The organism is Paenibacillus sp. J22R3 (assembly GCF_056269305.1).
On sequence record NZ_JBWDNS010000005.1, the window covers coordinates 1 to 12,447 of the forward strand.

The 12,447-nt window shown below is 51.6% G+C and carries 11 protein-coding genes; all 11 read right to left on the minus strand.

The features are described 5' to 3' along the window. Positions 1-679: immunoglobulin-like domain-containing protein (locus AC0YN4_RS21320; RefSeq protein ID WP_475836710.1), on the minus strand; the 679-nt coding region annotated here is incomplete at its 3' end. Then, entirely contained in the window at positions 642-2,750 is a 2,109-nt protein-coding gene (locus AC0YN4_RS21325) for a DUF6242 domain-containing protein (RefSeq protein ID WP_475836711.1), read from the minus strand. The genes AC0YN4_RS21320 and AC0YN4_RS21325, both read right to left, overlap by 38 nt. 754 nt (positions 2,751-3,504) lie before the next feature. Next, positions 3,505-4,245, minus strand: a complete 741-nt coding sequence (locus tag AC0YN4_RS21330; RefSeq protein ID WP_475836712.1) for a glycerophosphodiester phosphodiesterase — start codon at positions 4,243-4,245, stop codon at positions 3,505-3,507. Positions 4,246-4,275: 30 nt separating this feature from the next. After that, positions 4,276-5,106 carry a carbohydrate ABC transporter permease gene (locus tag AC0YN4_RS21335; RefSeq protein WP_475782922.1) on the minus strand — a complete coding sequence of 277 codons (831 nt, stop codon included), beginning with the start codon at positions 5,104-5,106 and terminating at the stop codon, positions 4,276-4,278. Between the two features lie 108 nt (positions 5,107-5,214). Then, entirely contained in the window at positions 5,215-6,087 is an 873-nt protein-coding gene (locus AC0YN4_RS21340) for a carbohydrate ABC transporter permease (protein WP_475782484.1), read from the minus strand. A gap of 1 nt (position 6,088) precedes the next feature. Then, complete coding sequence (locus AC0YN4_RS21345; protein ID WP_475836713.1) at positions 6,089-7,165, minus strand: ABC transporter ATP-binding protein; 1,077 nt, start codon at positions 7,163-7,165, stop codon at positions 6,089-6,091. Continuing rightward, the gene (locus tag AC0YN4_RS21350) at positions 7,119-8,036 is read right to left on the minus strand and encodes an HAD family hydrolase (RefSeq protein ID WP_475836714.1); all 918 of its coding nucleotides are present in this window, start codon (positions 8,034-8,036) and stop codon (positions 7,119-7,121) included. Before AC0YN4_RS21350 ends, AC0YN4_RS21345 begins: the two co-directional genes overlap by 47 nt. Before the next feature lie 84 nt (positions 8,037-8,120). Further along, the gene (locus AC0YN4_RS21355) at positions 8,121-9,491 is read right to left on the minus strand and encodes an ABC transporter substrate-binding protein (RefSeq protein ID WP_475836715.1); all 1,371 of its coding nucleotides are present in this window, start codon (positions 9,489-9,491) and stop codon (positions 8,121-8,123) included. Between the two features lie 209 nt (positions 9,492-9,700). Continuing rightward, positions 9,701-10,330 carry a glycerol-3-phosphate responsive antiterminator gene (locus tag AC0YN4_RS21360; protein ID WP_475836716.1) on the minus strand — a complete coding sequence of 210 codons (630 nt, stop codon included), beginning with the start codon at positions 10,328-10,330 and terminating at the stop codon, positions 9,701-9,703. Next, entirely contained in the window at positions 10,330-11,190 is an 861-nt protein-coding gene (locus AC0YN4_RS21365; RefSeq protein ID WP_475836717.1) for a metallophosphoesterase family protein, read from the minus strand. The genes AC0YN4_RS21360 and AC0YN4_RS21365 overlap by 1 nt, the downstream gene beginning before the upstream one ends. A gap of 232 nt (positions 11,191-11,422) precedes the next feature. After that, the gene (locus tag AC0YN4_RS21370) at positions 11,423-12,439 is read right to left on the minus strand and encodes a glycoside hydrolase family 172 protein (RefSeq protein WP_475836718.1); all 1,017 of its coding nucleotides are present in this window, start codon (positions 12,437-12,439) and stop codon (positions 11,423-11,425) included. Positions 12,440-12,447: the final 8 nt, after the last annotated feature.

The window sequence follows — 12,447 nt, forward strand, 5'->3', positions numbered from 1 at the left end:
CAGTCGCATTGCCTGATCCATACGCCGGACGTGTTACTGCGCCTGTCGTTGCATCGATTGCTACATCATTGGATGACCACGAAATCGTCACGCCGTTCAGTCCTGTTGCCGACAGCGTCACGTCTTGTGTTACACTTGCAGCTGTTTCGCCGCTACCGTAACCAACTTCTAACACCGCTTTCGCTGCGGTTACCGCTTGCGCGTCTGTTTGTGCCAGCTGCGGCACGGTCAGCCCGAACGTCTTGGTCTCGCTTGCTGTGCCTTTAGCAATCGTTGCGGTCAACGTTACAGTCGCATTGCCTGATCCATACGCCGGACGTGTTACTGCGCCTGTCGTTGCATCGATTGCTACATCATTGGATGACCACGAAATCGTCACGCCGTTCAGTCCTGTTGCCGCCAGCGTCACTGCTTGCGTTACACTTGCAGCTGTTTCGCCGCTACCGTAACCAATTTCTAACACCGCTTTCGCTGCGGTTACCGCTTGCGCGTCCGTTTGTGCCAGCTGCGGTACGGTCAGCGTGAACGTCTTGGTCTCGCTTGCTGCGCCCTTAGTGATCGTCGCAGTCAGCGTTACTGTCGCATCGCCCAAACCATATGACCGACGGGTTACCGCACCTGTCGTTTCATCGATTGCTACATCATCGGATGACCACGAAATGAGGCCCGTTTTGGGCATTCACGACGATATTAAAATCGTCTCTCTGAGTTGTCCCCGCTTTATTAGCAGTGCCATCCTCTGTCGGTGTCTTATAAATCGTGACTGCACCGGAAGCTGCCGATTGGGAGCCATCTTTGTAATTCACAGTGTCCCCGATCGCTTTGACTTTGACCGTATAATTGCCTGCTCCTGCAGCACGCATAGCGGCTAGTAGATTTGTACTCGTGCTGCCGCCGGCGGCTACCGAGACTGGGCTGCCCCAGATGGATCCATTACGGTACAGCTGCACCTCATAACTAACCGCTCCGGTCACACTTCCCCAAGAAGCTGTTCCATCCGAAAGAAGCTGTACCCCCGCAACCTGCGATAGCGATGGAGCCGTGTTCGTTACGTTGACGGCTGTCCTAAAGAATGATCCGCCGGCGTTGATGTGTACGGAAATGGTCTGCCAACCAAGAGGCAGCTGGGACAAATAGGACTTCTTAATCGTCACCGTACTGCCTGATACGGTATAATCCATACCTGGTATCAACATCGTCCCATTATTGCTGACACTCTTAAAAGTACCCGAAAACGTGATCGGAATGTCCGTTTGATTGGAACTCCGCTTGTCAAATGCAGTTATCGAGGGAACTACATCTCCCGTGCTTGCCCAAGTATTATTATCCCCATTCGTAGACTTAAGGAGTCCCGAATCCCCGGCAGCATAAAATGCCCCACCGCCACTGCTATAAGTAACGAACCATAACGGGTTATAGTCAATAAGATCAGACCTCACCAGTGTCCAGCTTGCACTGCTGTCTGCCGACTTATAAATAGACCCCGTTTCATCAACTGCTATAAATAGGGCGTTTGCAAAAACAATCGATGTGAATCCATACTCCGAAACAGCAGGAGATTTTACGGTCCAATTGATTTTGTCCGTTGATACGAGCATGGTCCCCGGAGAGTCGCTCACTGCAATATATTTACCCATCCCGCTGGCAATAGACTTTAGTGCAGGTACACGCTGTGACAGAGCAACAGACGTCCAATTCGCATAATCCGTAGACGTTTTAATAAATCCGTCGTTGCCATGTTTCCCTACAGCAATGTAGGTTGTACCGTCGAACATAACATCGGACACCACACCGCCGTAGGCGTAATCCCAAGCAGTTCCGTTTCTCGAAACGACAATTCCATCGTTACCAAGCTGCATATAGACCCCATTTGCATAGAACCCATTTTGCGCGGTCATCGTAGTGGTTTTTGGAGCTTGCTTCGTGAAGGATGTGCCGGTTGAAGACGTAAAGACTGCGCCGTAAGATGTCCCATCACTTCCAAACAAATAGTACCCAGTACCATCATAAAGGCCGCCGAAAACTTGACCCGTTATGCTGACGGGTGTCCAGGTATATCCATCTGTAGAGGTATAAGTCCCCCCTATGGGGTCGTTTGCATAAAACCGATTATTTAGACCGAGAACGGAATTAATAAAGAACGAATTATCAAGCTTCTTATGCGACCAACTGGTTCCATTGGTCGAAGTATGTACGTATCCGCCTGAATCGCCAATTACGATTGCAGTGCCGTTGAATCCGATGGTGGTAAGATCCTTGCTCGTCCCCACAGAGGACGGGTACCACGTAACGCCATTGGACGACTTGAGCAGCGTTCCACTGGCAGTGACCGCGTAAAACGCATTGTCCACCGTAACGAAAGCAACTTTCGCAATCCTGCTCGTAACCGTAGAGTCTCGCTGCGTCCAAACCGCACCGTCGGGCGACGTCATAATCGTCCCGTCGTAACCCACTGCTACGAACACATTATTACCAAAAGCAACACCTGTATAGGTGATGTCCAGTCTCGTTTTATCTGCGGCAATTTGCCAATCAAGCCCATTCGCAGACGTTAGGATTTTGCCGTAATAGCCTACCGCAACGTAGACCCCATTCCCATATGCAGCACCAGAGATGGGCTCATTTGGAACAGAACTGGTCAGCACACCTGTCGATGCGGCAGACACAAATGCCTTTTGCTGAAAAAACACGCCAAAAGCAAGCATAAAACAAATAAGCATGATGATGGATTTTGATACATTTCTACTCACTAGTACACCTCTATTAACTATTAGTTTGAACTGATTCATGAATCAAGCTGCTTACTGACTTGTTGCCAGTAACAAGGATCCTATCACGACCTTTCATTTGGCCTTATATACAAGCATCGCTATGTGTGTAGATCAAGGTGCTGCGCCAGTACATTATCAAAAACTATTATAGCGTATATCACTACCTTACTAGTCATATTTTGTCGAATATAAATCTTTTTTTCTGTAAAACATTCCTCTCAACTAAAAAAACTCCCCAGACGGGGAGGTTATATCTACGAAAGCTCCATCTGCCGATTCTTCGAGAACTCCGAGAACTCCGAGAGCGCACCAGTTCCTTTGAAGGCGCTTCTAGGATCGCGGCCGGCGACGCAGACGTTAGCTCGCAAACACCAGAAAGACACGGAAAGATATTTCCGTGTCTTCCAAAGCTGCCCGAGAAAGCTTCGACGGCGTGAGGTTTCTTTGTGCATGTTTAATTCATCCGTGCAAAAGAACAAAAGCTAACGGTTGTCAGCGTGCTTATTTCATGAAAAATTCGACTTTTCAAACGCTAACGGTTGTGACAGCACTTATTTGCTGCAAAAGGGTTGATTTCCATGAGGAAATGGCCACTTAAGCTCTCTGGCAACCGTTAGCGAATAGAAATAGCCTTTTCATGTAAAATAACCACTCTCACAACCGTTACAATTTTTGAATGTTGTTGTTACGGGATCCACTTGTCATAATGCTTCGTGGTGACGCTATTGTATCTCTAAGCCTTAACTGCGTCGCCACGCACAATCCGCAGCACGCGCTCCGGATAATTCGTCGTAATCCGGATGTCCGGATACGCCTCGATAATCCGCGCCAGCACCTCCGAATCATCTACCGTCCAGACACCCAGATCCATGCCGAGCGTCGTCATCTCGTCCACCAGCTCTTGCGTAACGAAGCCATAATGCACCGACAGGCCTGTTGCGCCTGTATAACGAAGCTGCTCCGCAAGCAGCGTCGGCTTGCCGAGGAAGATCAGAGCCGTCGCGATCGACGGGTCGATCTCATGCGCCCGCTTCATGGAATCATGATTGAAGGAGGAGAGCACGATTTCCTCCTGCATGCCGTGCCGCTGAATCAGCGAGATAACCCGCTCCTCGATGCCTTCATATTCATTGGCCAGCATCTTCAGTTCCACATGCAGCTTGCAGCAGCCTTTGGCAAGCAGCAGTACCTCCTCCAGCGTCGGAATTCCCTGTCCCGCAAAAGCAGGATCAAACTTACTCCCCGCATCGAATTGACGCAGCTCTTCCAGCGTATAGGCTTTGACCGGACCTGTCCCGCTCGTTGTGCGGTCCAGCGTATGGTCGTGAATGACAACAGGGACGCCGTCCTTAGACAAATGCACATCCAGCTCAATCATCGGAATATCCGGTTCACTTAGTGCCAGCTCGAATGCTGCCATCGTATTCTCCGGCGCCTCTCCTGAACATCCACGGTGTGCCACAATTCTTACCATCGTCACTTCATCCTTCCCATCACTCTTCTTTTATTTGACGCCGTTATACACGAAAGCCTTGATAATCTGCCGTTGCGATAAGAAGAATACGATGAGGATCGGCACTACCAAGATCACGTTGCCGGCCATCAGAATATTCCACGTCGCAACGCCTTCTACTTCTCGGATCTTGGCGATGCCGAGCGGCAGTGTTCTTGCTGTTTCGTTAGTGGTCATGACAAGCGGCCAGAAATAGTCGTTCCAATGCGCAATGAAGCTAAACAAGGCGAACGTCACCAGCACCGGCTTCACGAGCGGCACCATGATCTGGACAATAACCTTCCATTCGGCCGCCTGATCCAGTCGCGCCGCTTCGATCAGCTCATCGGAGATTTGCATGAATGCCTGCCGCAGCAGGAAGATGCCGAAGGCGCTGGACGCGAAAGGCAGGATCAGGCCAAGATGCGTATTGAGCAGCTTGAATGCACTCAGCTCCAGGTATACGGGCAGGAAGATCAGCTGAGCCGGAATCATCAGTGTCACCATGACGATGCCGAACAGGAAGCCCGAACCGACGAACTTATATCTGGCGAAAGCATACGCAGCCGGAATGATCGTCAGCATCTGCAGAATCAGAATACCGACCGCAATGATGACGCTGTTCATGAAATAGTTGAGGAAGGGTCCCGTGTTCCACGCTTTCGAATAATTCTCCCAAACCGGATGGAGCGGAATCCACTGCGGTGGGAATACCATCGTTTCGGACAGTGTCTTCAGCGATGTGGATAGCATCCAGAAGAACGGCATTGCAAAAATCAGCACCAGCACCAGAAGGCCAATCGTATTTAACCCGCCCAACAGAGCAGATATCGCACGTCTGATCGTCGCTTCACGGGTACGCGCATGACCCCGCTTACTGCTTGCGGCAGCAGTCCCGATAGATGGCCCGCTGATCGTATTGTCTACGGCTTTCAAGAGCTTCACCTCTTCTTAACGGTAATGAACGCGCTTCGACAGTAATTTGAAATAGATAATCGTAAGGATCCCGATGATGACCAGCAAGATGACGCCGGCCGCAGAAGCATAGCCGATCTTGAAGAAGCGGAATCCGTTCTCGTAGATGAAATAGACGAGCGTATTGGTGGAGTTGATCGGGCCGCCTTGCGTCATAATGGCGATGGTCTCGAACACCTGGAACGAACCGATCATGTTAATGATCACCAGGAAGAAAATCGAAGGCGACAGCATCGGCAGGATCAGCTTCCTGAACGTCGTCCAAGGTTTGGAACGATCCAGGGAGGCCGCTTCATAGATATCCGGCGGGATGCTCTGCAGCCCTGCGATGAACACCAATGCGTTGTAGCCAAGCCCTTTCCATACGGCTACGATGACCAGAGATACGAGCGATGTGCTTGGATGGGACAGCCATGCCAGCTTGCCGAAACCCACGAGCCCGATTACCCAGTTGAGCAGTCCGTACTCGGGATCCATCAGCCAGCTCCACAGCAGGGATATCGACACGAGCGAGATAATGTGCGGGCTGAAGATCGCGCCTTGAACGAAGCCGTGAAAGAAGCTTTTGCGATTCAGCCATAGGGCGAGCAGCAGCGCAATTCCGGTCGTCAACGTGACCGTCAGCAGCGTATAGATCGTCGTGTTCGTAAGTACCTGCCGGAAATCCGGCTCCGACAGCAGGTCTTTGAAATTCTGCAGGCCAACGAAAGTCTTCGTCGGGCTGACGAAATTCCAATCGAACATGCTTAAGTAGATCATGTAGAAGATGGGATAGATGAAGAACAAGGAGAACACGATAATCGCCGGAGCGACCATGCTATACGGACGCAGTCTTTCCCATACGGTCATGTCATCTTCCTCCAGCCGTCGCCAATTGTTTCGCGCTTGCTCTGGCCTCCACGCCGCGCAGTCTCTCTCCGTTCAGCCCGAAATAATAGAGCTGCTCATACGGAATCGTGACCTTCACGTGCGCGGCCGTCTCGAGCGGCGCAAGGAAGGTTTTGACGAAGAAGATGCCGCTGCGCGATTGGATCTGATAAATATTTTCCGCTCCCAAACTCTCACGGGTTAGAATCTCGCCTTCGATGTCGTAGCCTTCAACCGCTTCGGCCGCGCCAATCAGCGCCTGCTCCGGACGGAATCCTACACGGCCCACAGTGATAGAGGACTGGATCTCCAGCTCGTGGATATCTCGCACATCCATCATGTTCATGGCCGGTGTTCCGATGAACTCCGCAGTGAATTGGTTAGCCGGGTCGTGATACAGCTTCATCGGCGTATCCGCCTGCTGGATAACCCCTTTGTTCATGACGACGATCTCATCGCCCATCGACATCGCTTCTACCTGATCATGCGTCACGTAGACGAACGTCGTGCCAAGGCGCTTGTGCAGCTGAATCAGCTCCGTTCTCATCTGGTTGCGCAGCTTCGCGTCCAGATTGGACAAGGGCTCATCGAGGATGAACACCTTCGGCTTCTTTACCATTGCCCGAGCGAGAGCTACCCGTTGGCGCTGACCGCCGGATAAGTTCTGAGGCTTCTTGTTCAGATGCGGGGCTAAGCCGACAATCTCGGAGATGTCCATGATCAGCTTCTCGCGCTCGCTCTTGGCAATGCCCATGTTCTTCAAACCGAATTCAATATTGCCGCGGACGGTCATTGTCGGATACAGCGCATAGTTCTGGAACACCATCGCCACATCCCGCAGCCCCGGCGGCGTATCGTTCACGCATTTATCGTCAATCCAGATCTCACCGCTCGTCAGCTTCTCAAGTCCCGCTACCATGCGCAGCGTCGTGGATTTGCCACAGCCCGAAGGGCCGACAAGAACCGTGAACGATCCATCCTTGATGGTCAGGTTTAAATTTTCAATAATCGTCTCATCTTTGAACTTCTTGCCGATCTGCTTCAACTCGATCTTCGCCATCCGCTATGTTCCTCCTTGTGATGGATTCTTGCAACGTACGCATAAGCTGCTCCAGCTCTTCCAGATGGTGCAAACGCAAATCCCAGACCTCCCGATCACTGCTCGGATACGGAGAGATAAAACAAGTTCTGCCGCCCAGCTGCTTCACCGGATGCAGATCATTCCACGGGTTATCCCCGATCGACAAAATTTCATGCGCCTGATACCCTTGCTCAAGCAGCGCTTGGATGTATGAATGAAGGCCATTAGGCTTATTGGCGTCGTACACGACCTCTTCGAAAATATGACGGATTCCCATGTAGCTCGTGAACTCAATCCCGGAGATGTGATGGGTATTGGTCATGAGCGCTTTTATCTCGACAGCGGTCAGCTCTTGGATGGATTGGAACAAGTCGGTGTGGCAGATGAATTGATAGCGAGTTTCTTCGACCATTTCCTTACGAACCCGATCGAACGCGGCTTTCAAATTCTGTTCGGGAAGTTTATATCTGTGGTTGAGAGCCGCCGCAATTCCCCAAGGGTCGCCAATAGGAACCAGATGCGGCACTTGGGCAGACACCGTTCCGTAACCATGAGCTTGCTCATCGGCCACTTTAGTCCCCTCCCAGGTATTGCCCCGGACGAACAACGTTCCCTCTCGAACCAACCACAAATCATCCAGCTTATGATAGAAATGTCCGAATTGGATCTCATGCTCGCCTGCCCGAATCGCTCTCCCTAATTGAATAGCTGCCTCGGTTTCTCTCTCATGCGCCGTTCCCTCTAGCAGGTAACGGATATACCGATCCAGATAGGTATCTTCCTGGTAGAGCGTTCCGTCCATATCGAAAATAACCACTTTAATCGCAGATAACCAATTCTCGTTGTGCATGAATGCAAGCTCCCCTTGCTCTTAGGATGACAAGGAGAAGACACTTGCGAGCGCAAGGCTCCTCCTTGGTTGTAGTGCGAAATCTTATTTGGCGAGCAGCTTGTTGGCTTTCTCCGCCGCTTCATCCATCGCTTCCTGCGGAGTCACCTTCGGATCGAGAATCGCCTTCTCGATAGCTCCTCTGATGATCTTCGCCACTTCCGGATAAGCGTTCTCCATCGGGCGCGGTCTGGCGAATTCCAGTTGGTCTACGGCTACTTTGAATTGCGGGAACTCGATAAAATGCTGCTTCAGCTCATCGCTCTCTACGGCAGACATACGCGTCGGCAAGTAACCGACATGCTTGTGCTGGTAGATGGTGTTTTCCTTCGACGTCATCCATTTGAGGAATTCCCATGCCGCTTGCTTCTCTTCATCGCTGCTCTTCGACGTAATAACCAGCTGACAGCCGCCTGTCGGCACGCCGTAGCTGACATTAGAAGGCATGAACGCCGTATCCATCTCGAAGCCGCCTTGCTTAGCCAGTTCCAGACTTCCCGTTACGCCTGCCGTCGAAGCAAATTTGAATGCGGACAATTGGTTGGACCAGTCTTTGTCAGCCGTTGCTCCCGCTTCGTCACCCATCGGAATCTTGATTAAACCTTCGCCGACCAGCTTCTTCCAGAACTCTACCGGTGCTACGCCTTCAGGCGAGTTGAATGCTGCAGTCTTGCCGTCTTCGCTGAGCATCTTGCCGCCGCTCTGAGCAACGAGTCCCTCATAGAACCAGATATCCGCCGGCACGGTCATGCCGAGCTTGCCTTTCTCCTTCAGCACTTTGGAGTATTGCTCCAGCTCGTCCCATGTCTTCGGACCGGCAGGGTCAAGTCCGGCGTCTTTGAGCATCGTGACGTTCTTGTATAGAATCGGCGTGCTGCGCATGAATGGAAGGCCGTACAGCTTGCCGTCGACATACGCGTTGCCCATCAAACCCGGGTTGAAATCATCCAGCATTAGCTGATCCTTGTCTTTCTCTGCATAGGCGGTCAGCTCTTCCAGCATGCCGGAGTGAGCGAATACGCCCGTGGAGGAGATTTCAAGATCGGTAACCGCAGGCGCATCTCCGGCTGCGAAGGCTGCTTGCACTTTCGCGTGAAGATCGTCGTAAGTACCTTGGTGTTCAGCTATGACTTCGTATTTGTCCTGCGATTCATTGAAGGTTTGAACCATGTGCTGCTTCGCTTCTTCAATCTTGTCGCCATAGGCATACCAATATTTGATGACGATCTTCTCGGCTGCAGGTGCTTCTGCCGGGTCTGCTGCTCCTGCCGTCGTATTGTTCGTGTTGGCATTCGCGCTAGTGTTTGTGTTTGCGCTAGTGTTGTTGTCCGTGTTCGTTTCGCTTGCTCCGCATGCCGACAGCACCCCTGTTGTCATTAGCATTGCAAGTGTCACAGTAGTAAGCTTCTTAACCATCGTCCAATCCTCCACCTTTTCTCTACTTGTTTTTGTACAATCGGCAGGTGCAACAAAAGAAACCTTAATCCTGCCGAAGGCTATTAGCCCTCAAGCGGATAAGGTTTCTCCATTACTCCAACCGATCGCTATTTACTTTTCATAATGAATGATACAGGAGTTTCGTTAACGCCAGGTTATCCTATTGCAAAGATTATATGGATTTTGAATTATCGGGTTACAGGAGCTGAGGCGATGGATTTCCATAGCGCTGGCTTAGACGTCGAAATGGCGGCCGCTCCGTGTCTCAGACATTCCTCTGCCTGCTCCGGCTCGTACAGCAAACCTCCGGTAATGATCGGAAGCGAAGTGAACGCCCTCACCTTGTCAAATATATCAGGGATACGCGCAGGCATGACTTCCACGATATCCGGCTCGCTCTGGGCGAGACTCTTCGCGATGTTGTCCAAGCCTTCACTATCGACGAGGAAGAAACGCTGAATGGTGAGCAGCCCCATCTTCTTCGCGGTTTTCACGACATTGGTCTTGGTCGAAATAATGCCTGTCGGCTTGATGACCTTCGCCAGGTAATCCAGCCCGTAATTGTCCGTGCTGAGGCCGCCGATCTTCTCCAGATGCAGGAAGACCGGGAGCTGGTGCTGCTTAAACACGTCCACGTATCCTTGTATGACGCCGATGTGCCCGGTTAACAGAAAGACGCCGCTCAACTGGTTGCGTAAGGACAAGGCGGTCTCGATATGCCTCGGGTCCTTAATGGAAGCGATCATTCTGTGCGCGGCGAGGCGCTCCAGAAATGTGGCATGGTTCAAAGCAGCATGCTTCGTTCTAGTTGTCTCCATTATTGGGGCTGCTCCGCTGTTGCTGTTACCGGCGACAAGGGAATGTTGTATTCACGGTCGGCGTCTAGCCCGCGAGCATTCGGATTGTGGCCGTAATGTGAGATATGTCTGTGAAGGGTTTCAGCATGCTCCATCAGGCCTTCGTCTTCGACTGTGGCATCTATGGTCGAGATCCGGATGTGCTCATCCTCGAGCTCGACGATTCGGAAGCCAGGCTGATCCAACGCTGCGGCCAACTGCACGAACGTCCAGTTGTTCTGCGCTACGATCGAATTCACATGCGTGTGTCCGTTGAAATAAACACCTGTTCCCTGTTTCCGATTGAGAATGCGCCACATGTCGATGCTCGGATGAATGGAGCCTTTGTCCAGCTCCGATCGGGTCGTCGTCTGATACACAGGGTGATGACCGAAGACAAGCAGCGGCTTCGTACCGGATTTCTCTACACAATACTCCAACCACTGCAGCTGCTCATCATCCATCCAGCCGCTCCAATCGGCGGTGTTCATCTCTCTGGCCGTGTCTAGAAACACCAGTGTAGCCACGTCTGTATCGATAGCGTGATAACGCTCCTGCCCTGTGATCTCCAGCACTTGCTCGCGCGTCTGCGAGTAGAGATCATGGTTGCCCAACACATGAATGAAATTCCGATTCTCATGCCACAGCAGATCATACACTTCCTGCAGTTCCTCACGCGAGCCGAAATTCGTCAGGTCCCCAAGCGATATATGCAAATCGGCATCGGTATTCAGGAATTGCTCCAGCAGCGTCCCGTAGAAAGCCGTCCTAGCCTCCGGCAGACCCGGAATCGCGGCATCGATGTCGTGATAATGTAAGTCACCCATTAGCAGTAGTTTCATTCGTTCTCTCCTCCTGGAAAAATCCAATTATTGAACTCTCTCCCTTATGGTACAGAGTGAGTGTTGATTGTCCGTTAAGTGGGAGAGATGTTTTTGTAAAGGTTTTGGGTGGGGAAGGGGCAGAGCGATTGTTAGCCATATCTGGTGATCGAAGAATGGAAATAAACCCGATTTCCACTGCTAAGCGGAAGTCGGGTTTATTGGGTTCTAAGCGATTGTGAACATCCCAGGCTTAAGGATAAGATTGATGATCCGTGTCGCGCCGTCTGTACATACTCATCAACTTGTCGACGGGAAGCTTCTCGGGAAGCGGTGCAGCCCTATCCTGATACCAGTAGGCGGTCGAAGAGTACCAGTAGGGCTTCAGGTGCTTTGCCTCCCATGGGTTCACGAACGAGATGCTGAGATTGTTGTCGAACGCAATGGCGTCATGTTCGTGAAACCGATACATGCTGATCATCGAACGCAACGTGTCTTTCAGCGGCACGCCGTGCAGCTCTCCGTAGAATTCGCCGTCCCTGAAGTACCAGCCGCCATTGAAATAATCTTCCAGTCCGGTGCCAACGATCGTCGGGTTCTCGCGGTCTTCCGTGTCGATGAACATATATTCCGGCGCTTCCAAGTAAGACAAGTAGTTGAGATCCTCTCCCTGCATGGACAGGCAGCATCCGACGTAATGGCCGCGTCCTTGAATGTCTACCAGAGGAAGCGGATCCGTACCTCCTAGACGGGCCGTCCGGAAGAGGCAATGGAACCGCCCGGCGTTCTTCGGTAGTTCGTCGTATTCCTCGTAGTTGGCGTTAAAGAAAACATCAAGCGGGATGCTCTCATGCAAGTTCTCAAGCTCAATGCGCACTTGATTGTATGGCATCAGGAAGTAGGAATAGAATCCTCCGCTCGACATTCCGATATAACGTGAGACGAAGTGTCGGAATTCGCAATGGCCGATGCCGAAGAAATCGCCGATCGGACATTCCACGGACGGCTGTGACTCCCCGTCCCAATATATACGGATGATGAGCTTCTTCAACGTAGATGTATCATTCTCGGCTTGCGTTTCCCAATGTCGCCAGAACCATCCGGGAAAGGTCAACCACATCCGGCTGATCATGCCTGGCTTGTCACTCTCTACAATCGTGCGCGGAGGCTCGCCCGGCATGATTCTCACCGTCTTGCTCTTGGTAACGGGATCGAAGGTCGTGAATTGCCTTGTTGTCGCTTTTCTAATTTCATGTAAAGCGGGGAACATACTCATCT

Bases quoted from the DNA above. Each gene is read 5' to 3' on its own strand.
- AC0YN4_RS21330 (WP_475836712.1), bottom strand. From the start codon at position 4,245: ATGGTAAGAATTGTGGCACACCGTGGATGTTCAGGAGAGGCGCCGGAG.
- AC0YN4_RS21350 (WP_475836714.1), bottom strand. From the start codon at position 8,036: ATGCACAACGAGAATTGGTTATCTGCGATTAAAGTGGTTATTTTCGAT.
- AC0YN4_RS21355 (WP_475836715.1), bottom strand. From the start codon at position 9,491: ATGGTTAAGAAGCTTACTACTGTGACACTTGCAATGCTAATGACAACA.
- AC0YN4_RS21365 (WP_475836717.1), bottom strand. From the start codon at position 11,190: ATGAAACTACTGCTAATGGGTGACTTACATTATCACGACATCGATGCC.
- AC0YN4_RS21370 (WP_475836718.1), bottom strand. From the start codon at position 12,439: ATGTTCCCCGCTTTACATGAAATTAGAAAAGCGACAACAAGGCAATTC.
- AC0YN4_RS21340 (WP_475782484.1), bottom strand. From the start codon at position 6,087: ATGACCGTATGGGAAAGACTGCGTCCGTATAGCATGGTCGCTCCGGCG.
- AC0YN4_RS21345 (WP_475836713.1), bottom strand. From the start codon at position 7,165: ATGGCGAAGATCGAGTTGAAGCAGATCGGCAAGAAGTTCAAAGATGAG.
- AC0YN4_RS21360 (WP_475836716.1), bottom strand. From the start codon at position 10,330: ATGGAGACAACTAGAACGAAGCATGCTGCTTTGAACCATGCCACATTT.